This window comes from Burkholderia sp. WTPI3, from assembly GCF_021483755.1.
Classification (GTDB): domain Bacteria; phylum Pseudomonadota; class Gammaproteobacteria; order Burkholderiales; family Burkholderiaceae; genus Burkholderia.
In genome coordinates this window covers 47,640-70,582 of record NZ_JAGIXF010000035.1, presented here as the reverse complement: position 1 = coordinate 70,582, position 22,943 = coordinate 47,640, and the positions used below count along the sequence as shown (strand labels likewise).

The 22,943-nt window shown below is 66.7% G+C and carries 19 protein-coding genes and 1 pseudogene; 12 read left to right on the top strand and 8 right to left on the bottom strand.

Going from position 1 to position 22,943, the window contains the following annotated elements; genetic code table 11:
- From J7024_RS19955 to J7024_RS19935, 5 genes and pseudogenes are all read left to right on the top strand, one after another.
- On the top strand, positions 1-1,196 hold a 1,196-nt coding region (locus J7024_RS19955; RefSeq protein ID WP_234745389.1), incomplete at its 5' end, for an aldehyde dehydrogenase family protein.
- 136 nt (positions 1,197-1,332) lie between these two features.
- Entirely contained in the window at positions 1,333-2,676 is a 1,344-nt protein-coding gene (locus J7024_RS19950; protein ID WP_175751153.1) for an MFS transporter, read from the top strand.
- The gene (locus J7024_RS19945) at positions 2,673-3,890 is read left to right on the top strand and encodes a mandelate racemase/muconate lactonizing enzyme family protein (RefSeq protein WP_124830546.1); all 1,218 of its coding nucleotides are present in this window, start codon (positions 2,673-2,675) and stop codon (positions 3,888-3,890) included. Before J7024_RS19950 ends, J7024_RS19945 begins: the two co-directional genes overlap by 4 nt.
- A gap of 16 nt (positions 3,891-3,906) precedes the next feature.
- Complete coding sequence (locus J7024_RS19940; protein WP_124830547.1) at positions 3,907-5,574, top strand: GMC family oxidoreductase; 1,668 nt, start codon at positions 3,907-3,909, stop codon at positions 5,572-5,574.
- A gap of 108 nt (positions 5,575-5,682) precedes the next feature.
- Positions 5,683-6,058 (top strand): annotated as a pseudogene (locus J7024_RS19935) (gamma-glutamylcyclotransferase family protein).
- Positions 6,059-6,168: 110 nt separating this feature from the next.
- On the opposite strand, the gene J7024_RS19930 reads toward J7024_RS19935, so the two are convergent.
- The 3 genes from J7024_RS19930 to J7024_RS19920 are packed head-to-tail and all read right to left on the bottom strand — an operon-like array spanning position 6,169 to position 9,057.
- On the bottom strand, positions 6,169-6,990 hold the full coding sequence (locus tag J7024_RS19930) for a quaternary amine ABC transporter ATP-binding protein (RefSeq protein ID WP_124830548.1): 822 nt from the start codon (positions 6,988-6,990) through the stop codon (positions 6,169-6,171).
- Positions 6,991-7,004: 14 nt separating this feature from the next.
- Positions 7,005-7,970 carry an ABC transporter permease gene (locus J7024_RS19925; RefSeq protein WP_124830549.1) on the bottom strand — a complete coding sequence of 322 codons (966 nt, stop codon included), beginning with the start codon at positions 7,968-7,970 and terminating at the stop codon, positions 7,005-7,007.
- 49 nt (positions 7,971-8,019) lie between these two features.
- Positions 8,020-9,057 carry an ABC transporter substrate-binding protein gene (locus J7024_RS19920; protein WP_124830550.1) on the bottom strand — a complete coding sequence of 346 codons (1,038 nt, stop codon included), beginning with the start codon at positions 9,055-9,057 and terminating at the stop codon, positions 8,020-8,022.
- A gap of 437 nt (positions 9,058-9,494) precedes the next feature.
- Between J7024_RS19920 and J7024_RS19915 the strand changes: the two genes are divergently transcribed.
- The 5 genes from J7024_RS19915 to J7024_RS19895 all read left to right on the top strand — a co-directional run bounded on the left by J7024_RS19915 (position 9,495) and on the right by J7024_RS19895 (position 13,567).
- The gene (locus J7024_RS19915; RefSeq protein ID WP_124830551.1) at positions 9,495-10,646 is read left to right on the top strand and encodes a porin; all 1,152 of its coding nucleotides are present in this window, start codon (positions 9,495-9,497) and stop codon (positions 10,644-10,646) included.
- 229 nt (positions 10,647-10,875) lie between these two features.
- Positions 10,876-11,058 (top strand): hypothetical protein, encoded by a 183-nt coding sequence (locus J7024_RS19910; RefSeq protein WP_124830552.1) that lies wholly within the window; start codon positions 10,876-10,878, stop codon positions 11,056-11,058.
- Complete coding sequence (locus J7024_RS19905) at positions 11,055-12,194, top strand: acyltransferase family protein (protein ID WP_124830553.1); 1,140 nt, start codon at positions 11,055-11,057, stop codon at positions 12,192-12,194. The genes J7024_RS19910 and J7024_RS19905 overlap by 4 nt, the downstream gene beginning before the upstream one ends.
- A gap of 165 nt (positions 12,195-12,359) precedes the next feature.
- Positions 12,360-13,358 (top strand): RDD family protein, encoded by a 999-nt coding sequence (locus tag J7024_RS19900; RefSeq protein WP_175796227.1) that lies wholly within the window; start codon positions 12,360-12,362, stop codon positions 13,356-13,358.
- Positions 13,355-13,567 (top strand): hypothetical protein, encoded by a 213-nt coding sequence (locus J7024_RS19895; RefSeq protein ID WP_175751151.1) that lies wholly within the window; start codon positions 13,355-13,357, stop codon positions 13,565-13,567. The genes J7024_RS19900 and J7024_RS19895 overlap by 4 nt, the downstream gene beginning before the upstream one ends.
- 217 nt (positions 13,568-13,784) lie before the next feature.
- Here J7024_RS19895 and J7024_RS19890 read toward each other — a convergent pair whose 3' ends face one another.
- Positions 13,785-14,375 carry a class I SAM-dependent methyltransferase gene (locus tag J7024_RS19890; protein ID WP_124830556.1) on the bottom strand — a complete coding sequence of 197 codons (591 nt, stop codon included), beginning with the start codon at positions 14,373-14,375 and terminating at the stop codon, positions 13,785-13,787.
- Between the two features lie 222 nt (positions 14,376-14,597).
- Complete coding sequence (locus J7024_RS19885; RefSeq protein WP_175751150.1) at positions 14,598-15,581, bottom strand: aldo/keto reductase; 984 nt, start codon at positions 15,579-15,581, stop codon at positions 14,598-14,600.
- A 119-nt stretch (positions 15,582-15,700) separates the two neighbouring features.
- Between J7024_RS19885 and J7024_RS19880 the strand changes: the two genes are divergently transcribed.
- Positions 15,701-16,618 (top strand): LysR family transcriptional regulator, encoded by a 918-nt coding sequence (locus tag J7024_RS19880; protein ID WP_124830558.1) that lies wholly within the window; start codon positions 15,701-15,703, stop codon positions 16,616-16,618.
- A 20-nt stretch (positions 16,619-16,638) separates the two neighbouring features.
- On the opposite strand, the gene poxB is transcribed toward J7024_RS19880, so the two are convergent.
- On the bottom strand, positions 16,639-18,360 hold the full coding sequence (gene poxB / locus J7024_RS19875) for a ubiquinone-dependent pyruvate dehydrogenase (RefSeq protein ID WP_124830559.1): 1,722 nt from the start codon (positions 18,358-18,360) through the stop codon (positions 16,639-16,641).
- A 249-nt stretch (positions 18,361-18,609) separates the two neighbouring features.
- Entirely contained in the window at positions 18,610-19,137 is a 528-nt protein-coding gene (locus tag J7024_RS19870; protein WP_098554607.1) for an Lrp/AsnC family transcriptional regulator, read from the bottom strand.
- 164 nt (positions 19,138-19,301) lie between these two features.
- Here J7024_RS19870 and mdeB point away from each other — a divergent pair, with 164 nt between their 5' ends.
- Positions 19,302-22,046, top strand: a complete 2,745-nt coding sequence (gene mdeB / locus J7024_RS19865; protein ID WP_234745387.1) for an alpha-ketoglutarate dehydrogenase — start codon at positions 19,302-19,304, stop codon at positions 22,044-22,046.
- 371 nt (positions 22,047-22,417) lie between these two features.
- Here mdeB and J7024_RS19860 read toward each other — a convergent pair whose 3' ends face one another.
- Entirely contained in the window at positions 22,418-22,918 is a 501-nt protein-coding gene (locus J7024_RS19860; protein WP_124830561.1) for an Lrp/AsnC family transcriptional regulator, read from the bottom strand.
- Positions 22,919-22,943 lie beyond the last annotated feature (25 nt).

Genomic DNA, 22,943 nt, shown 5'->3' with positions numbered 1-22,943 from the left:
CCGCACGCGCACCGCAGATCGGCGCGGCGCTGGCTCGGGAATCCGGCAAGAGCGTCGAGGACGCGTCGAACGAAGCCGTCTACGCGGGCCAGATCACGCGCTATCACGCCGAATGGGCGCGCCGGATCGAAGGTGAAATCATTCCGAGCGACACGCCCGACGAGAACCTGTTCCTGCACCGCGAGCCGATCGGCGTCGTCGCGTGCCTGATCCCGTTCAACTATCCGGTCTACACGCTGCTGCGCAAGATCGCGCCTGCGCTGATCGCCGGCAACACGGTGGTCGTGCGGCCGAGCAACCACACGCCGGTGTCGGCATTCGAGATCGCGAAAGCCGTCGACGACGCGGGCTTCCCGCCGGGCGTCGTCAACATCCTGACGATGGATCATGCGACGGCCGAGGCGCTGTGCACGCATCCGGCGGTCGGGATGATCACGCTCACGGGCAGCGTGAACGCGGGCCGCAAGGTGCTCGACTACTGCAAGGCGAACATCGCGAAGCCGTCGCTCGAACTCGGCGGCAAGACACCCGCGATCATCGAACCCGATGCCGATCTGGAACGCGCGGCTGCGGCGCTCGTCGCGTCGAAGACCACACACTGCGGGCAGCTCTGCACCGCCGTCGAACGCGTGTACGTGCATGACGGCATATACGACCGCTTTGTCGCGTTGCTGAAGGCGAAGATGGCCGCGGTGCGCAGCGGCGATCGCGCGGCCGATCCGTCGAACATGGGCCCGCTCGTCAGCGCATCGGCGCGCGCGCGCATCCATGCAATGGTCGAACGCGCGGTCGCGGCCGGCGCGACGCTCGAAACGGGCGGCGCAATTCCCGACGGCCCCGGCTTCTTCTACCCGGCCACGCTGCTCACCGGCTGCCGGCAGGACATGGAAATCGTGCAGGAGGAAACCTTCGGCCCGATCATGCCGGTGCTGCGCTACACGACGATCGACGCGGCCATCGCGTTCGCGAACGATCACCAGTTCGGGCTGTCGTCGGTGCTCTACACCGAGAACTACCGCACCGCGATGAAGGTGGCGAACGCGATCGAAGCCGGCGAGCTGTACGTCAATCGCACGCCGGCCGATCCGTACCAGGGCTTTCACGCGGGCTGGAAACGCTCGGGGCTCGGCGGCGACGACGGCAAGCACGGCATGCTCGAATTCACGCAGACGCGCCTCGTCGTCATGAAGTACTGACACTGACGCACGCCCCGGCGCCATTTCCCGGCGCGCATGGCAACGGCCCCCGTCGCACGTGCCGTTCCCACGATCGACCTGCACATAACAAATCTGCAGACGCCCGCTTCCAGGGCGCCTGATGGAGGAAGACATCATGCCCACCCAGCCGTCGACGCCCGCCGCGTCGCTCGCATTGCCCGGCGCCGCACACGAGTCGCGCGCGCAACGCTACCTGCAGCTGCTGCTGCTCGTGATCGCCGCCGGCGCGATCTACCCGATGCTGTACCTGCGGCAGGTGTACCAGCCGACGATGCTGCAGTTCTTCCGGATCGACGACGTGCAACTCGGCTACCTGTACTCGTCGCTCGGCACGATTTTCCTTCTCAGCTACCTGCCGAGCGGCTGGCTCGCCGACCGTCTGTCGCCGCGCTGGCTGATCTGCTTCTCGCTGCTCGCGACCGGCGCGCTCGGCCTCGTCTACGCGACCGGACCGTCGTTCAACGCGCTCGTACTGATCTTCGGCGGCTGGGGGCTGACGACGGGCCTCACGTTCTGGGCGGCCGTGATCAAGCGCGTGAACATGATCGCCGGCCCCGACGAACAGGGCCGCTTCTTCGGGCTGCTCGACGGCGGGCGCGGGCTCGTCGAGGCACTGCTCGCGACGATCGCGATCACGCTGTTCGCGTACGTGACGCAGGCGCGAGGCGGCACCGACGCGGCCGGCTTCACGCTCGTCGTGCATCTGTACGCGTGCTTCTGCATCGCGCTCGGTGTGCTGCTTGCGCTGGTGAAGGATCGACCGCGCGCCGACCGGCGCCAGGCAGCGCAGCACCGCCGCGGTGACGACCGCCGCACCAATGTGCTGACCGATCTGAAGACGCTCGCGGCGATTCCCGAGCTGTGGCTCGTCGCGGCGATCGTGTTCTGCGGCTATCAGGTGTTCTGGGCAACCTACAGCTTCTCGGCATACCTGCATGAAGGCAATTTCGGGCTGAGCGCGACCGCGGCCGGCTTCATCACGACCCTCAAGCTGTGGATGCGCCCCGTCGGCGGGATCGGCGGCGGCTTCCTCGGCGACCGCGTATCGAAGGTGTCCGTGCTGTTCTGGGCACTCGTGCTCGCGGCGCTGTCGCTCGTCGGGCTGATCGCTGCGCCGCCGCACAGCCCGCAAGCGATGCTCGTCGTGCTCGTGCTGTTCATCGGCATCCTCACCTATGCGATACGCGGCCTCTACTGGTCGCTGCTCGACGACTGCCGCGTGCCCACGCACTGCGCGGGTCTCGCCATCGGCCTGATCTCGGTGCTCGGCTATTCGCCCGACGTGTTCGTGCCGCTGATCAACGGCTACGTGACGCAGACCTGGCCTGGCGCACACGGCTATCAGCTCTATTTCGGCTATATCGCGGCCATCGCTCTGTGTGGCGCGGGCGCCGCGGCATGCCTCAAACATCGTCTCAACCGCATCAATCGTGTCAACCGCCTCAAGGAGTCCGCATGAAGATCGTTTCGCTCGAAACCCACATCGTCGCCGTCCCGCCGCCGCATATTGGCGGGATGTACTGGATCTTCGTGAAGCTGAGGACCGACTGCGGCATCGAAGGCGTCGGCGAGATCTACTCGGCGACGTTCCACCCGAAGGCGATGGGCCCGATCATCGACGACGTGTTCGACCGCTACCTGCTGAACCACGATCCGCACCACGTCGAGCGGCTGTTCCGCGAGACCTACTCGAGCGGCTTCACGCAACGGCCCGACCTGACGATGATGGGGGTCGTCAGCGGGCTCGAGATGGCGTGCTGGGACATCGTCGGCAAGGCCGCAGGCAAGCCCGTGTACGAGTTGCTCGGCGGCCGGATCCACGAACGGCTGCGCTCGTACACGTACCTGTACCCGAAGAACGCGAACGGCGAATACGATTACGACGATCCCGATCTCGCCGCCGAATGCGCGGCCGAGAACGTGAAGCGCGGCTTCACGGCGGTCAAGTTCGATCCGGCCGGCCCGTACACGGCCTATTCGGGCCACCAGCTGTCGCTGGAAGTGCTCGATCGCTGCGAGCTGTTCTGTCGCCGCGTACGCGAAGCAGTCGGCAGCAAGGCCGACCTGCTGTTCGGCACGCACGGTCAGATGGTGCCGTCGTCGGCGATCCGGCTCGCGAAGCGGCTCGAGAAGTACGACCCGCTGTGGTTCGAGGAGCCCGTGCCGCCGGGTCAGGAAGAAGCGATCGCCGACGTCGCGAAGCACACGTCGATTCCGATCGCGACCGGCGAGCGCCTGACGACCAAATACGAATTCCACAAGCTGCTGCAGGCGGGCGGCGCGTCGATCCTGCAATTGAACGTCGCCCGTGTCGGGGGGCTGCTCGAAGCGAAGAAAATCGCGACCCTCGCCGAAGTGCACTACGCGCAGATCGCGCCGCACCTGTACAACGGACCGGTGGGCGCGGCCGCGAGCATCCAGCTCGCGACCTGCACGCCGAACTTCCTGATCCAGGAAAGCATCATGACCTGGGGCGGCTTCCACGCGGAGGTCGTGAAGACCCCGATCCGCTGGGAAGACGGCTACATCATCCCGTCGAACGAGCCGGGCCTCGGCATCGAGCTCGACATGGACGTCGTGCGCCGGCACACGCCGTACACCGGCGAGCGGCTGCATCTGCAGATGGGCGAGAAACCCGTCGACGTGAAGGATCTCGCGCCCGCGAAGGGCTGAGCACGAAGGACGAGACATGACCTACGACTACATCATCGTCGGCGCGGGATCGGCTGGCTGCATTCTCGCGAACCGCCTGAGCGAATCGGGCCGGCACTCGGTGCTGCTCCTCGAAGCGGGCGAACAGGACGCGTCGTTCTGGTTCAAGGTGCCGGTCGGCTTCACGAAGACCTACTACAACCGCCGCTACAACTGGATGTACTACAGCGAACCGGAAGCGCAGCTCGACGGTCGCAGCCTGTACTGCCCGCGCGGCAAGGTGGTCGGCGGCTCGGGCTCGATCAACGCGATGGTCTACGTGCGCGGCCAGCGCAGCGACTACGACGACTGGGCAGCGGCCGGGAATGCCGGCTGGGCCTACGACGACGTGCTGCCGTACTTCCGCAAGCTCGAAACGCACGCGGCCGGCGCAACCGATCCGCAGCATCACGGCACGTCGGGGCCGATCCACATCACGTCGATGAAGGCCGACGTGCATCCGATCGTCCATGAATTCCTGAAGGGTTGCGAGCAGTTGAACCTGCCGCGCACCGACGATTTCAACGGCGCGCGGTTCGAAGGTGCGGGCATCTACGACCTGAACACGAAGCACGGCGAACGCTGTTCGAGCAGTTTTGCCTATTTGCGACCCGCGCTCGGCCGGCCGAATCTCACGCTGCGCGCCGGTGTGCTCGTGCGCCGCGTGACGTTCGACGGTACGCGTGCGGCCGGCGTGATCGTCGCGGGCGAACGCGGCGACGAAACGCTGAGCGCCGCGCGCGAAGTCATTCTCGCGGCCGGCGCGGTCGATACGCCGAAGCTGCTGCAACTGTCGGGCGTCGGCGATCCGGCGCTGCTCGCGCGTCATCGCGTGCCGCTCGTGCATGCGTTGCCGGCCGTCGGCCGCAACCTGCAGGACCACCTGTGCGTGAGCTTCTATTTCAAGGCGAACCGGCCGACGCTCAACGACGAGATGGGGACGCTGCTCGGCAAGGTGAAGATCGGATTGCGCTATCTGCTGACGAAGCGCGGCCCGCTCGCGATGAGCGTGAACCAGGCCGGCGGGTTCTTCCGCGGCACGGCGGACACGCACGAGCCGAACCTGCAGCTTTACTTCAACCCGCTGTCGTACCGGATCCCGAAGAGCGATCGCGCAAGCATCAAGCCCGAGCCCTACTCCGGTTTTCTGATCGCGTTCAACCCGTGCCGGCCCACGAGCCGCGGCACGATCGAGATCGCATCGAACCGCGCGGAAGATGCCGCGAAAATCCGCATCAATGCGCTCACCACGCAAAAGGATCTCGACGAAGCCGTGCAGGGCAGCAAGGTGATCCGCGCGCTGATGCAGGCGCCGGCGCTGAAGGCGATGACGGTCGAGGAAATTTCGCCGGGGCCGCAGGTCGATTCCGACGAAGCGATGCGGCAGTACTTCCGCGAGCAGTCGGGTTCGATCTACCACCTGTGCGGGTCGTGCGCGATGGGGCCGGATGCGGCGACGTCGGTCGTCGACGCATCGCTGCGCGTGCACGGGCTGAAGGCGTTGCGCATCGTCGATGCGTCGGTGTTCCCGAACATCACGTCGGGGAACATCAATGCGCCGACGATGATGGTCGCGGAAAAAGGCGCGGATCTGATCCTGGCCGATGCGTTGCGCGGCGAGGCGGGCGGCGTGCCGGCCGGCGCGCGGGAAACCGTCGCACATTGATCCGGCGGCCGGGCGCGTCGGTACGGATCGCACACCGCAGCCCGGCTTCCCTACAGGCATCCGTATGAGGTTATAGAATCGACGACTCCGCTTCCACGTATATCCGTCATGTCGAACGTCGATTCCACGCTTTCAGAAAACCTTTTCTCGTACGGCACGCTTCAGCTCGAACAGGTGCAGCTTGCAACGTTCGGCCGATTACTGGGCGGTCATGCCGATCACATGCCCGGCTATTCGCTCGCGATGCTGGAAATCAAGGATCCCGAGGTCGTCGCGACCAGCGGAAAGACGCATCACCCGGTCGTGACCTATACCAGGTAATCCTGGCGACAAGGTCAGCGGCACCGTGTTCGCGATCACGCCCGAGGAACTGAAGCACGCGGACGACTACGAGGTCGATGCATACCGCCGCGATCTCGTCGTGCTCGCGTCGGGCGCATCGGCGTGGGTGTACGTGGACGCGAACTCACCGCGTCAGGGCTGACGGCGAAACGCCGGCACGCCGCGCGGGTTCGTATCGCCGGAGCCCGGTAAAAAACCGGCGCACCGCTCGTCGCGATGCGCCGCGTTTCATGCACGAGCCGACCCGACCGGTCAGTTCACGCCGGTCCGCTTCTCCACGAACCGCCGTACATACTCGTCGGCCGGCCGCGACAGGATATCGTCCGGCGTGCCGACCTGCACGAGCGTGCCATCGCGCAGGATCGCGATCCGGTCGCCGATGCGCAACGCCTCGTCGAGATCATGCGTGATGAACACGATCGTTTTCGAAAGCGTCGCCTGCAACTCGAGCAATTGATCCTGCATCTCGGTGCGAATCAGCGGATCGAGCGCGGAAAACGCCTCGTCCATCAGCAGCACGTCAGTGTCGGCCGCCAGCGCCCGCGCGAGCCCGACACGCTGCCGCATCCCGCCCGACAGCTCGTCCGGGTAATGCTCGCCATACCCGTCGAGCCCCACCTTCGTCAGCCAGTTGCGCGCGGCATCGAGCGCGTCGGGCCGGTTCTCGCCGCGCGTGCGCAGCGCGTACGCGGCATTGTCGAGCACGGTCTGGTGCGGCAGCAGCCCGAAATTCTGGAACACCATGCTGACCTTGTAGCGGCGCAATTCCCGCAATCCGTTCGCATCGAGCCTGATCACGTCGTTGCCGTCGATCACGATCTCGCCGGCCGTCGGTTCGATCAGCCGGTTGAAGTGACGCACGAGCGTGGATTTCCCCGAGCCCGACAGCCCCATGATCACGAAGATCTCGCCCGACGCGATGCCGAGGCTCACGTCGTTGAGGCCGACGTTGCAGCCCGTTTCCGACAGCACGTCGGCCTTGCGCTTGCCCGCCCGCAACAGGTCGAGCACGCGCGGATGCGCGGCCTCCGGCCCGAACAGCTTGTATACGTGCCTGACGTCGATGGTTGCCATGTGTGCCTCCGTGGCTATGCGCGCGACGATTGCGCCGGCGGGTTCGAATCGGTGCCGGACGGCGCCGCCTTGCGCGGCAGACGGTACGGCACGCGCGACGCGCCCTTCTGCCGGCGCTGCTGCGCAAGCCGCCGCCGCGCGCGCCGCTCCTGGCCGAAGCCCTGGCTGATGCGGTCGATGACGATCGCCAGGATCACGATCGCGATGCCGGCCTGCGTGCCCTTGCCGACGTCGAGCGTCTGGATACCCGCGAGCACGTCCTCGCCGAGCCCGCGCGAGCCGATCATCGACGCGATCACGACCATCGACAGCGCCATCATCGTCGTCTGATTGATACCGGCCATGATGCTCGGCCGCGCGAGCGGCAACTGCACGTTGACGAGCAACTGCCAGCGCGTCGTGCCGAACGCGCGCGCGGCCTCGGTCACGTCCGGATCGACCTGGCGGATGCCGAGGTCGGTCAGCCGGATCAGCGGCGGCAGCGCATAGATGATGGTCGCGAGGATCGCCGGCACCTTGCCGAGCCCGAACAGCATCAGCACCGGAATCAGGTAGACGAAGCTCGGCAGCGTCTGCATCACGTCGAGCACCGGCAGCAACAGCCGGCGCAGCCACGCGCTGCGCGACGCGAGAATGCCGAGCGGCACGCCGATCGCGACCGACAGCACCGTCGCGACGAGCATCAGCGCGAGCGTCTGCATCAGCTTGTCCCACAGGCCGAAGCAGCCGATCGCATAGAGCAGCAGCATGAACAACGCGCCGAGGCCCGCACGGCGCGTCGCATTCCACGCGATCGCGCCGACCACGAGCAGCACGAGCCACGGCGGCGCCACGCGCAGCACGCCCTCGAGCGGCACCAGCAGATAGCGCAGCAGCAGCGCGCTGACGTGGTGAAAGCTGTCGCCGTATCGCGCGACGAAGGTTTCGACCGCGCCGTTCACCCAGTCGGCGATCGACAGGTGCAGGAAGAAGCCGTTCATGTTCGTTCTCCGGCGCGCCGCGACGGCGCGCATGATGCCGCCGCCCGCGTTACGCGCCCTTCAGGCCGGCCGCGATCTTCTGCGCGACATCGGCCGGCACCCACTGCTTCCACATGTCCGGACGCGTTTTCAGGAACTGCGTCGCCATGGCCGCGCCGTCGATCTTCTTCGTCGTCATGTCGAGGATCGTCTGGTTCAGGAAATCCATCGGGAAGCCGACCTTCTCGAACACGGCCACGAGCGCGGGATTCGCGTCGTAAAACGGCTTCGACACACCGATCTTCAGGTGCGACACCATGTACGCCGACGCGCACGGGTTCGTCGCGTGCTCTTCGCGCAGCGTCTTCCAGCACGCTTCGTTGTACGCGGGCATCTTCAGCGCGACGAACCGGTATTTCGCCATCAGCGCGGCCGGCCCCCAGTAGTAGAACAGGATCGGCGCGCCGCGCTGGTACGCGGATGCGATCGCCGCATCGAGCGCCGCGCCCGTGCCCGGATGGAAATTCGTATACGACGCATCGAGCTTCAGCACGCGCAGCAGACGCGTATTGACGCGCTCGCAATCCCAGCCGGTCGGGCAGTTCAGGAAGCGGCCCTTGTCGGGCTCCTCTTCATCCGCGAATACCTGCCTGAACTTCGGCAGATCCTCCACCGATGCGAGGCCCGCCGCCACCGGCTTGAGGTTGCGGGCCGGGTCGCCCTTCACCACGTACTCGGGCACGTACCAGCCCTCCTTCGTGCCGCCCGGCAACGTATCGCCGACGAGCTTGACGGTGCCGGCCGCAACCGCCTTCGCGACAATTTCGCTGCGGCCCGTCCACTGCTCGGACCACACCTGCAGATCGTTGCGCGCGAGCGCCGTTTCCGTCGCGGCCGTACTGCCGGGCACGACATCGGTCTTGCAGCCGTAGCCCTTCTCCATGATCTGCCGCAGCACTTCGGTCGAGAACGACCCGCTTTCCCACGTGACGCCGGCGAAATGGACCGTCTTGCCGTCCGCGCACGCGCCGGCGGCCGCATGAGCCGCGGGCGCCGACAGGATCGCCGCGGCGGCGAGAAGGGCTGTCTTCAGTCGTCGAATCTGCATGATGGGTCGTCTCCAATCTGATCTGTTGTTTGTGCATCGCGGCATGCGCGCGGCGGCCGAAAAACGTGTGCATGTCCCGCGTCCACGTCCGGTCAGCCTGCATGTTTCAACCGCCAATTTGTTTAGGGAAACGAGTAATTCCGATCATTTCGATCGGGTTCGCCAATCTTTCCCGATCCGGGCTCCGGCGGCCGAGGCGGCCCGTCGCGCGCCCCATCGGCGAACCCGATTCCATCCATCGAAATTACTCGCTTTCGATTCCGTTTCGGCTTGGGAACAATGCGCGGTGTCATCGGAGGAGACCGGACCGGACGCCGCCCGCCGCCACGCCACCGCACCCGCGGGCCGGCGCCGCGCCGCTTCGCCCAGGATGACGGGACGCGCCGCACCGGGCGCGCTCACGACAACCGATACAAGCTGGACACCCGGAGATCTGAATGAACAAGACACTGACCGCGCTCGCCGTGACCGCCGCCTTCGCGTCGCCCGCATTCGCGCAGAGCAGCGTCACGCTGTACGGCGTGATCGACGAAGGCCTGGACTACACGAACAACGTCGGCACCGGCCACGTCTACGAAATGGCGAGCGGCTACGCGCAGGGCAGCCGCTGGGGCCTGAAGGGCAACGAGGATCTCGGCGGCGGCCTGAAAGCGGTCTTCCAGCTCGAAAACGGTTTCGACGTGAACAGCGGCCGGCTCGGCCAGGGCGGGCGCATGTTCGGCCGCCAGGCGTACGTCGGCCTGAGCCAGACGCAGTACGGCACGCTGACCTTCGGTCGCCAGTACGACTCCGTCGTCGACTATCTCGCGCCGACCACCGCCAACGGCAACTGGGGCGGCTACCTGCTCGCGCACCCGTTCGACAACGACAACACCGACAACTCGTTCCGGCTCGACAACACCGTGAAGTATGCGAGCCCGAACTTCGCGGGCTTCCAGTTCGGCGGCGCATACAGCTTCAGCAACAGCACGGGTTTCTCGGACAACCGCGCGTACAGCTTCGGCGCGCAATACCAGAACAACGGGCTGCTGATTGCCGCCGCGTACCTGCAGGCGAACCACCCGGGAGACGGCTCCGCCGGCGCGATCACGTCGAATGACGCGAGCTACATCGCCGAGCGCATGCGCGTGTTCGGCGCGGGCATCAACTACACGTTCGGGCCCGCGACGGTCGGCTTCGCGTACACGAACTCGAACTACAAGAACCCGACCGGCAACGGCTATCTCGGCACGCCGGGCGCGATCATCGCGCCGGGGGCGACGGTCAGCGCAATCAAGTACCAGAACTTCGAAGTAAACGGCGCATACCAGATCACGCCGGCGTTCATGATCGGCGCGCAGTACGTGCTGTCGCTCGAGAAATACGACGCGTCGACCGGCGACGCGAAGCCGAAGATCCACTCGGTCGGGCTGATGGCCGACTACAACCTGTCGAAGCGTACCGACGTGTACGTGCAGGCCGCGTACCAGCACATCGCCGGCGACAAGACGGATTCGATCCTCGACCAGGCCTTCATCCCCGGCACCGACGCGCCGTCGTCGACATCGAATCAGGTGGCCGTGCGTCTCGCGCTGCGTCACAAGTTCTGACGCGGTTTCGCCGTCTTCACGCGACACCCCGCGCGGTCTGCCGCGGTGTCTTTGCCCGCTCGCAGGCGCATGCCTGCCGGCGGGCTTTTTGTTTCGGGGCGCGCTCAGGTGATTGGGCCGCCGGGCCGTGCACGCCCCCGTCAACGATGACAGGACAACCGCCCATGCTCCGCCGATACACTGTGGGCCATCTCGACCTTCGGCGTTCACGCTGCCGGACGTTGCTTTCATGGCGCATACGATCGGCCGCTTCCGGGCGGCCCGCCCCCACCCCGATCCGATGGAGTTTCGCTTGAGCTTGAATCACTCGCGCATCACGCTGCTCGACTTGCAACCGAACGCCGGCCTGCGCTCGCGCGACGCACTTCTCCCGGCGCCGCCCGCGTTCGCCCAACCAGGCCGCCCGCAATGAGTACCGGGCCGCGCAACGCGCGGATCGACATGCTGCGCGGCGTGTCGATCCTGCTCGTGCTGCTGCATCACTTCAACATCCCGTATTCGCTGCGCGACACATCCGTCGCGCGCCTGGTCGGCTGGGAGGCCCTGCATGCGGTGGTCCGCAACGGCAACTACGGCGTGACGATGTTCTTCGTGATTTCCGGCTACCTGATCACGTCGAATGCGCGCCGCCGCTGGGGCAGCCTCGCCGCGCTCGACGTGCGCGCGTTCTACGTGTCGCGCATCGCGCGTATCGTCCCGTGCCTGCTCCTGCTGCTCGCGCTCGTCAACGGGCTGGCCGCGGCCGGCGTGCCCATCTTCGAAAATCACGCGCCGCAAGGTGTCGCCGTGTCGTTCTGGCTCGTGAATCTCGCGTCGCTCACGTTCTGGATGAACGTGTTGATCGGCGCGGCCGGATGGGTGAACTACGCACTCGGCGTGCTGTGGTCGCTGTCGGTGGAGGAAGTGTTTTACCTGTCGTTTCCGCTGCTGTGCCTCGCACTGCGCCGCGAAGCGCGGCTGTTCGCGTTCTGGACGGTGGTCATCGCGATCGGTCCTGTGTACCGCTTCACGCATGCGGGCGACGAAGGCGGATTTCTCTATGCGTATTTCGCGTGCTTCGACGGCATCGCGATCGGCTGCTGCACCGCGCTGCTTGCAGCGCGCGCCCGCTGGCAGGTGCTCGCCGCAGCGCCCGTGCAATGGCTGGCGGCGCTTGCGATGAGCGTGCTCTATCTCGCATGGCCGATCTCGGAAAGCCATGTCGTCGGCGTGTCCGCGATGGCGCTCGGCACCGCGGTGCTGCTGATCGGCGCGCACGCCAACGGCACGAACACGCCGGGCCGCGCACTGGCGCCGCTGCGCTGGAGCGGCCGGCTCAGCTACGAGCTGTATCTGTTCCACCTGATCGTGCTCGGTGCATTGCGCACGTTCTGGCCGCCATCGGCCACTCATGGCGATCACAAGCTGCTGTTGCTGATCGCGTATCTGCTGCTGTCGGCTGCCTTGAGCGCGGCGATCGCGCGCGGGATTGCGACACCGCTGGAACGCGTCGTCAAGCGCGCGGGGATGCGCCCGTCGGCGCGTGTGCCCGACGGCGCGCGGTTCTGATTCCGGGATGACCGCGTCACGACTCACAATCGTTTGCAATGACGCGTCAGGTCGATCGCTATGATTTGCCGGTCGCTATCGCACCGGGATCGGCCTGTGTCATCCCGCCAGCGACAATCAAACATCAACGATTCGACCAACACGATGCATTCAGGGGCCACTGCCATGGAGCGCAACGAAGACTTCAAACCGCCAGGCACCGCCGGCTTCTGGCGGAGAACCGCCGCCTTTGCGATCGACTCGATCGTCATCGGACTGATCGGGCTCGCGCTCGCGATCCTGTTTTTCGATGTCCTCTCGGCGATCGGCGAATGGGGAAGGCTGATCGGCTTCGCGATCGGCTCCATTTACTTCGCCCTGCTCGAAGGCGGGCGTCGGCATCAGTCGCTCGGCAAGCGGGTGATGAAAATCCGCGTTGCCGACAACGCCGGCCCCGGCCGTGCCGGCCCGGGATACCTGCGCGCGTGGGCGCGGTACGCGTTGATCGCCGTTCCGCTGATTCTCGGCGGCATCGGCTTCATCGACCTGCCCGCGCTTCAGGACCCGGGCATGGCGTGGCTGACCACCGCGAACGGCGTGATCGTGTTCTTCTGGGGCGTGGCGCTGCTTTATCTGCTCGCGTTCAACCGGCCGAGCCGCCAGTCCGTCCAGGACCTGCTGACCGCCACCCGGGTCTTGCATGTCGGGGGCGACGTCGAGCATGCCGCGCCGGTTGGCCGGAAACACTGGGCGATTCTGGCTGTCGTTGGCGTGCTGCTGATCGTCGGCGGCCGTGTTGCCGCCACGCGGTTCGCCGCGACCGATCACCTCGCTGACGTCCAGCGGATCCAGCGCGCTGTCTCCGCCGTTCCGGGCGTGCTCCAGAGCGGTGTCTGGATCGGCAACATGCGCGCGGCTACACCGGCGGGCGACACGTCGACCACCCTCACCACCATCACCGTGAGCGCGAGCACGCCAACGCTGCTGAACAAGACCGGCACCACCGCCGTCGCGCATGCGGCGCTTGCCGCATCGCCATGGCTGAAGACGCAGGATCGGGTCACCGTGGTGAGCGTGCGCGCGGTCAGCCTCGGTATCGCGACGTGGCGAAAGCAGTTTTTCATGAGCCGGTCACCTGCCGAATGGGCCGCGACGCCCGGCGCCGCTGAGGAGCCCGCCCAATGAGCGACATCAGCATCGACCTGCCGTTCTGGATCTTCCCGGTGATCTATGGCGCCATCTACTGGCCACTGACGCTTTTTTTCGGATTGCTCTGCCTGTATGTCGGCGCGATGCGCGTGCGCGGCATCGGTCGCGCCGCGTTTATCGTCATCGGGCTCCTGCTCGTCAGCGATGCGGCCATCGGGATCTACCACGCCTTTTTCGTCAGTTGAGCAGCGTCGGTGCTGCCGTACCCGCGGCCGGCATTGCATGCCATCCGGTCCGCGGGTCCGCCGTCGCTCCTGCACGGTGACGGCAAACTCGTGCGGCTGCGTTGTCTGCCGCATTGAGAGCGGCATCGGCGCGCATGCCGGACGCCGCGGCATGACCGTCAGCCGCAAGCGTCCGAAGGTTAAATGAAAGAAAAGGAAGCGGTTCGCTGTATCGCCATCACGCTGTCTGCCCGACCTCGGCCCGGCGCATGGTTACGATTCGCGCGGGCGGAATGTTGGCCCACACGATGCGGCTGTCGGCGGCGGCCAAGCCCGAATTGCCCAGCGGGTGGCGATCGGGCGGTCGCAAGTCGTAGGTGAACTGGATCATCGCACCGTCGTCCGACAGCACGCGCCGGCACTGCTCGACGATCGCCGTCACGGCGTCACGCGGCAGCGTGCGCAACGGCAGGCACGATACGATCGCGTCGACCCGCGCGGCCGGCGGCAGCAGCCGCTCGAGCTGCCGCGCATCGCCCGACACGATCGTGATGCCCGGAAAGCGCGTGCGCAGGTGCCGCACGAACGCGGGCGACCGCTCGACCACGACCAGCCGCCTCGGCGCGATGCCGCGTTCGAGCAACGCGGCCGTCACCGCGCCGGTTCCGCCGCCGAGTTCGACGACGAGCCCGTCGCCGTCCGGCACGGCATCGGCCATCTCGCGCGCAAGATGCCGCGAACTGGGACATAACGCGCCCACCGAGGCAGGACGGCCAACCCACTCGCGCACGAACAGCGCCGAGACACGCAACGCGTTCGGCCAGGTCATCGAACCTCCGTGCCCTGTCGCGCGTCCTGCGTCGACGTGCCGACGACTTCGCCGCGCCATGCAACGGCCATACGGGTCTTCTTCATGCGCATCCTCCCGACGAATCGTTCCGCCGCAGGAAGCGCGACGATGAAACGATTCTAGGAAACGCGAACTTAAGATGACGTGAAGATTGCCGGCCGATCCGGCCCGCCGCCCGCTGCGGGCCGCACCGCCGCCGACTCAGCGATCGACGCGCTGCTGAAAATGCGCGGGGTAGCGCTCGCCGACGATCGTGATCTGCCGCAGCGTCACCTCGATCGCCGACAACTCGTCGGTCGTCAGCGCAACCGCGGCCGCACCCACGTTCTCGTCGAGCCGATGCAGCTTCGTCGTGCCCGGAATCGGCACGATCCACGGCTTGCGGGTCAGCAGCCACGCGAGCGCGATCTGCGCACGCGTCACGCCCTTGTCGGCGGCGATCCGGCCGAGCAGGTCGACGAGGCCCGCATTGGCCTTGCGGTTTTCCTCCGAGAAGCGCGGCACGACGTTGCGGAAGTCGGTCGCGTCGAACGTGGTGTTCGCATCGATCGCCCCCGTCAGGAAGCCCTTGCCGAGCGGGCTGAACGGCACGAAGCCGATGCCGAGTTCCTCGAGCGTCGGCAGGATCCGCTCTTCGGGCTCGCGCCACCACAGCGAGTACTCGCTTTGCAGCGCCGCCACCGGCTGCACCGCATGTGCGCGGCGAATCGTCTTCTCGCCGGCCTCCGACAGCCCGAAGTGAGCGACCTTGCCCTCGCCGATCAGATCCTTGACCGTGCCCGCGACGTCCTCGATCGGCACGTTCGGATCGACGCGATGCTGGTAGAACAGGTCGATGCGATCGACCTTCAATCGCTTGAGCGCCGCATCGGCCACTTCGCGGATATGCGACGGACGGCTATCGACGCCCTTCATCGCCTCGCCGTTCTCGAAACCGAACTTGGTCGCAATCACGACCTGGTCGCGAAACGGTGCAACCGCCTCGCCGACCAGTTCCTCGTTGACGAACGGGCCATACGCTTCGGCCGTATCGAAGAACGTCACGCCGCGCTCGAACGCCGCGCGAATCAGTGCGATGCCGCTCGCCTTGTCGGTCGCCGGGCCGTAGCCGTAGCTCAATCCCATGCAGCCGAGCCCGATTGCCGAGACTTCGAGGCCGCTCTTCCCGAGCTTGCGTGTTTGCATGAATCTCTCCTGCTGAAAGTGAATGACGATCGACGGATGCTGTGGAAACCAGTGTAGGTCGATGTATTCCACTCAACAATCGGCGTACAATTTCATGCGTTACTGAGGAAATTTCATCAATGTTGCGCACTGGCCTCGGCGAACTGACCACCTTCATCACGATCGCGGAACAGCGCAGCTTCAGCGGCGCCGCCCGCATCCTCGGCGTGTCGCCGTCGGCGCTCAGTCATGCGATCCGCCATCTCGAAGCGCGGCTCGGCGTGCGCCTGTTCAATCGCACGACCCGCTCGGTCGCGCTGACCGAAGCCGGCGAGCAATTGCTGCTGCGCGTACGGCCTGCCGTCGCCGATCTCGAAGACGCGATGAACGACGCCGCGACCGCCCGCAACCGGCCGTCAGGCCAGATCCGGATCAGCGCGTCGGAATCCGCGGCGCGGCCGCTGATCCGCCATGTGCTGCCCGGTTTCGTCGCGCGCTACCCGGACATTCACGTCGAGTTCGTCGTCGACTCGCGGCTGATCGACATCGTCGAACACGGTTTCGACGCGGGCATCCGCGTACGCGAGGATGTGCCGCGCGACATGATCGCGGTGCGCTACGGCGACGCGGTCCGCTTCGTCGCCGTAGCGTCACCCGACTACCTGGCCCGGCACGCGGCGCCGGCCACCCCGCAGGACCTGACGCACCATCGATGCATCCGGTTCCGGTTCGAAAGCGGCGCGCTCTATCGATGGGACCTGACGCGCGACGGCAAGCGCGTCAGCGTCGACGTCGACGGGCCGATGACGCTCGGCAACCTGAGCCTGATGGTCGAAGCGGCGCTCGCCGGCATCGGGATTGCATGGGTCACGCAATCGCGGGTCGCCGAACATCTGGCCGCCGGCCGGCTGGTGCGCGTGCTGCCGGAATGGGCGCAGGCATTCGACAGCCTGTGTCTGTACTATCCGGCGAACCGGCATCCGCCGACCGCGCTGCGGCTGTTCGTGGAAGCCGTGCGCGAATGGGCGGCCGGCGCAGGCGACGCGTTGCACGACTGACGCGCCGCCGCCCTGCTATCTCACCGCAGATTGGTCTTCGCCAGTTCGACGATCTCGTCGCCGCGCCCGCTCAGGATCGCGCGCAGCATGAACAGGCTGAAGCCCTTCGCGTGCGCGATCTCGATCTTCGGCGGCATCGCGAGTTCGTACTTCGACGTGACGACGTCGACGACCGCCGGCCCGTCATGCGCGAACGCGGTACGCAATGCCTGTTCGACGTTCTCCGAATGCTCGACGCGCACGCTGAAAATCCCCGCGCCCTTCGCGATTGCCGCGAAATCGGTCGGGCTCAGGTCGACGTTCGTGTCGAGATAGCCGGCCGCCTTCAGCTCCATCGACACGAAGCCGAGCAGGCTGTTGTTGTAGACGACGATCTTGATCGGCAGGTTGAGCTGGCGTGCGCTCAGCAGATCGCCGAGCAGCATCGACAGGCCGCCGTCGCCCGACAGCGACACGACCTGGCGCCCCGGGTGCGCGCCTTGCGCACCGAGCGCCTGCGGCATCGCGTTCGCCATCGAGCCGTGATTGAACGAGCCGTGCAACTGGCGCTTGCCGTTCATCGTCAGGTAGCGCGCGGCCCATAGCGTCGGCGTGCCGACGTCCGCCGTGAAGATCGCATCCTCCGCCGCGACTTCGTCGACGATCTTCGTCAGGTACTGCGGATGAATTGCGCGGCCGGGCGGCGCGGCCACCGCGAGATCGTCGAGTCCCTTGCGGGCGGCGGCATAGTGCTTCAGCGCGTTCTCCAGGAAGCGCCGCTGCGTCTTGCGCGTGAGGCGCGGCAGCAGCGCCGCGATCGTTTCCTTCACGGTGCCGACGAGCCCGAGCGCGAGCGGCGCGCGATGGCCGAGCTGCGACCCCTTCCAGTCGATCTGCGCGACCTTCGCATTGGCTGGATAGAACGGCCGGTACGGGAAGTCCGTGCCGAGCATCAGCAGCGTATCGCACGACTCCATCGCGTGATAGCCCGAGCTGAAGCCGATCAGCCCGGTCATCCCGACGTCGAACGGGTTGTCCCATTCGACGAACTGCTTGCCGCGCAGCGCATGCACGACCGGCGCGCCGAGCGTGTCGGCCAGCGCGACCACTTCGTCGTGCGCGCCCTGCGTGCCGCTGCCGCACAGCAGCGTGACCGCATCGGAACCGTTGAGCAGCGCCGCGAGCCGGTCGAGGTCGGCATCCGCCGGCAGGATCGACGGCGGCGCCGATTCGCTCCACGCCGGCGTTTCTTCCGGGCCGTCGCCGAGCGCAATGTCGCCCGGCAGCACGATCACCGCGACGCCACGCGCCTCGATCGCGGTGCGCATCGCGCGCGCGAGCACGCGCGGAAATTGCGACGCGTTGGTCACGAGTTCCGCGAAATGGCTGCATTCGCGGAACAGCGCCTGCGGATGGGTTTCCTGGAAATAGCCGAGGCCGATCTCGGTCGACGGGATGTGCGCGGCGATCGCGAGCACCGGCTGGTGATTGCGGTGACAGTCGTACAGCCCGTTGATCAGGTGCAGGTTGCCGGGGCCGCAGCTGCCCGCGCATACGGCGAGCCGCCCGGTCGATGCGGCATCCGCGCCGGCCGCGAACGCAGCGCTTTCCTCATGCCGCGTATGCATCCAGCGGATCGTGCCGAGCTGGCTCAGGCTGAACGACAGGCCGTTCAGGCTGTCGCCCGTCACGCCCCAGATCCGTTCGATGCCCGCTGCCGCCAGCGTCTTCGCCAGGTATTCCGCCATCGTCTGTCGTGCCATGATGCCCTCGCTCGTCGATGCGTCGTCACGCGACTGATCCGGCAACGGCCGCCGCCGCCGCCGCCGCCGCTGACGGGACGAGCATACGCGATCGCGCCGCGCGGTGTCGCGACGACGCAGACATCATGTGCCGCCATGCGGTCGCGCCCCGCCGCGCGACCGTTTGCCCCTTACGCTCCTTTCGGCACTGTCGGGCAATCGTCGCCGTTTCGTCGGCGCTTGGTCCGAAATCTGAAACCCGCCCGCCGTTCAGCTCCAGTCGGACGCCGACTCGTCCGGGTCGACCAGCGTGAGCCCCGCCGCCGGCAGCGGCAGCGCGGTCTTGTAGCGCACCTGTTTCAGCGCGAAGCTCGACCGGATGTTCGACACGCCGGGAATCGTCGTCAGCCGCTCGATGATGAAGCGCTCGAGCGTGCGCATGTCGGGCATCACGACGCGCAGCAGGTAGTCGGCGTCGCCCGACATCAGGTAGCACTCCATCACCTCGGGACGCTGCGAGATCGCTTCCTCGAACCGCTGCAGCGCGTCCTCGACCTGTTTCTCGAGGCTGACCTGGATGAACACGTTGATCCGCAGCCCGAGTGGCTCGGGATCCAGCAGCGTGACCTGCTGGCGGAACAGCCCGAGCTTCTCCAGCGCGCGCACGCGGTTGAAGCACGGCGTGGCCGACAGGTTCACCGCGCGCGCGAGTTCCGCGTTCGTGATCCGCGCGTTCTGCTGAAGCTGGTTCAGGATGCCGATGTCGATGCGGTCGAGCCGCCTGGGGTTGCTGCTCATGGTCGAAATATTCCGCAAGAGTGGCCACAACCGGAATATTTACACTATCCACGCACAAAATACCAATGAAATCAGACGCATATTTTGCAGATCGGCGGGTAACATGATTCGACCGATTGCCACTGATTGCGCGCCGCCCCGAAGCGGTGTGCGGGAGACCTGCGATGACGGACCTGTCCAACGGTATCGATGCCACGCGGCGCGCGGGCCTCGCCCACGCCCACGCCCACGCCGACGCCGACCCGGAAGAAACCGCCGAATGGCTGGAGTCGCTCGACGCCGTCGTCGCGCACGTGGGCAAGGAACGCGCGCAATACCTGCTCGACCGGCTCGCCGCGCATGCGCGCGGCCGCGGGCTCGCGGCGCCGCGCGGCCCCGTCACGCCGTACGTGAACACGATCGCCGCGCACGAACAGCCGCCCTATCCGGGCGACGTCGAGCTCGAAGAGCGGCTGTCCGCCGCGCTGCGCTGGAACGCGCTCGCGATGGTCGTGCGCGCGAACCGCGCGTATGGCGAACTGGGCGGCCACATTGCGAGCTATGCATCCGCGTCCGACCTGTTCGAAACCGGCTTCAACCATTTCTTCCGCGCGGCAACGGCCGACAGCCACGATGCAGGCGGCTCGGGCGGCGACCTCGTGTACTTCCAGCCGCATTCGTCGCCGGGCGTCTATGCGCGTGCGTTTCTCGAAGGCTTTCTCGACGAAGCGCATCTCACGCACTACCGCCGCGAAATCGCCGGCCCCGGGCTGTGTTCGTATCCGCATCCGTGGCTGATGCCCGACTTCTGGCAGTTCCCGACCGGCTCGATGGGCATCGGCCCGATCAACGCGATCTATCAGGCGCGCTTCATGCGCTACCTGCAGCATCGCGGGCTCGCGAACACCGGCGGTCGCACCGTGTGGGGCTTTTTCGGCGACGGCGAAATGGACGAACCCGAGTCGCTCGGCGCGCTGTCGCTCGCCGCGCGCGACGGGCTCGACAATCTCGTGTTCGTGATCAACTGCAACCTGCAGCGGCTCGACGGCCCCGTGCGCGGCAACGGCCGCGTGATCGACGAGCTCGAGGCGCTGTTCGCCGGCGCCGGCTGGAACACGATCAAGGTGCTGTGGGGCTCCGACTGGGATCCGCTGTTCGCGCACGACCACGCCGGCGCGCTCGCGCGCGCGTTCGCCGGCACCGTCGACGGCCAGTTCCAGACTTTCTCCGCGAACGACGGCGCATACAACCGCGCGCGCTTCTTCAGCCGCGACCCGGCGCTCGAAGCGCTCGCCGCGCAGCTCACCGACGCTCAGATCGACCGCCTGCGCCGCGGCGGCCACGACGCACGCAAGCTGCACGCCGCGTATGCACGCGCGCTCGCGCATCGCGGCCAGCCGACCGTGATCCTCGCGAAAACGATGAAGGGTTACGGGATGGGCGCGGCCGGTCAGGGGCGGATGACGACCCATCAGCAGAAGAAGCTCGACGTCGACGACCTGAAGGCGTTCCGCGACCGCTTCCGGTTGCCGCTGTCGGATCTCGACGTCGAGCAGCTAACGTTCTACAAACCAGCCGAAGACAGTCCGGAGATGCGTTACCTGCATGCTCGCCGGGCTGCCCTGGGCGGCTATCTGCCCAGAAGGCGGATGGCGGCGTCGAAGGGGCTGACCGTCCCGCCGACGCCTGCCTGGGGTGCGTTCGCGCTGGACGCGGCGGGCCGCGAGATGTCGACGACGATGGCGCTGGTGCGCATGCTCGGTGCGCTACTGAAGGATCCCGAGCTCGGCCCGCGCGTCGTGCCGATCGTCGCAGACGAAGCGCGCACGTTCGGGATGGCGAACCTGTTCCGGCAGGTCGGCATCTACTCGCCGGTCGGACAGCGCTACGAACCCGAGGATCTCGGCTCGATGCTCTACTACCGCGAGGACACGCGCGGGCAGATTCTCGAGGAAGGGATTTCGGAAGCGGGCGCGGTGTCGTCGTGGATCGCCGCCGCGACCGCGTACAGCGTGCACGACCTGCCGATGCTGCCGTTCTACATCTACTACTCGATGTTCGGCTTCCAGCGCATCGGCGACCTGATCTGGGCCGCCGCCGACCAGCGCTCGCGCGGCTTTCTCGTCGGCGCGACGTCGGGCCGCACGACGCTCGGCGGCGAGGGCCTGCAGCATCAGGACGGCAGCAGCCATCTCGCCGCATCGACGATTCCGAACTGCCGCGCGTACGATCCGGCGTTTGCCTACGAAGTCGCGACCATCGTCGATGCCGGCATGCGCGAGATGGTCGAGCAGCAGCACGACGTGTTCTATTACGTGACCGTCATGAACGAGAACTACGCGCAGCCGTCGATGCCCGACGACGATCCGGCCGCACGACGCGCCGGTATCCTGAAGGGCATGCACCGGCTGCCGTCCACGTCGAGCGCGACCGCACACGTGCAGTTGCTCGGCGCGGGCGCGATCCTCGGCGAAGTGCTTGCCGCGCAGCGGATGCTGAAGGACGACTGGGGCATCGATGCAGACGTGTGGAGCGTCACGAGCTTCAGCGAACTGCAGCGCGACGGGATGGAAGCCGAGCGGCTGTCACGGCTCGGTGCGACGGCGGAGGCGTCGTACGTCACACGGCTGCTTGAAGCAACGCAAGGCCCGGTGATCGCCGCGACCGACTATGTTCGCGCGGTGCCCGAACTGATCCGCGCGTACGTGCCGCGCCGCTACGTGACGCTCGGCACCGACGGGTTCGGCCGCAGCGACACGCGCGATGCACTGCGCGCGTTCTTCGAAGTGGATCGCGCGAGCATCGTGCTCACCGCGCTGAAGGCGCTCGCGGATGACGGCGAACTCGATGCGGCCATCCTGCGCACAGCGCGCGAGCGGCTCGGCAAGACGGCGCAGCAGCAGCCGGGGGCGGCGCCGTGGCAACGTTGACGGCGCGCCAGGCGCTGCTTGCATCCTGTCTTTTGCGTATACGGGATGGGACGATTCGAACACGGCGACGCGCGGGGCCATGCCTGTACTGCCGCATTCGAACGCGTTGAGACTCGCGCCGGATCACACCGACGCGCCCCGCTTGCCGATCGCGCGAAGCCGTTGCGCGAAGCCGTTGCGCGAAGCCGTTGCGCGAATCCTGTGCGATGAGTCGTCGACAAAGCGCCCGGATCCTGTTGCGAGCGCCGCCCGCGCGGCACATGCGGAAGGTTGGCGCAATACCGCCTTCGCATGTGGTAAATAAAACTACACGAGTCATCACGGGCCGCGCCGCCCACCACGTCTAACACGCTCTGCTCCATCACCATGCGCTACAACGGCAGCGCATGCGTCGACAGAATCTCCTTGAGCACCATGAACGAACGCACCTGCCGCACCCCGGGCAGGTACAGCAGTTGATCGGCGTGCAGCCGGTTGAAGCTCTCGTTGTCGCGCGTGCGCACCAGCATGAAGTAGTCGAACTCGCCGGTCACCACGTGGCATTCGACGCACCCCGACACTTTCTGCGCGGCCTTCTCGAATTCGGCGAACGCCTCCGGCGTCGAACGATCGAGCACGAAGCCGATCACGACCAGCATCCCCGCACCGAGCGGCTTCGGATCGAGCAGCGCGACGATGCCGCGGATCAACCCTATTTCCTTCAATCGCTCGACGCGCCTCAGGCACGCCGGCGCGCTCAGCTTCACCTTCGCGGCGAGACTCACGTTCGAGATCGACGCGTCCTGCTGCAACTGCCGCAGGATCGCACGGTCGATGCGATCGAGCGCCGGCGCGGCGTCGACCGGCACTGCGTTACCGCGATCTAATTTCATTGCGTCTCCTGTTGATTTCACGAAT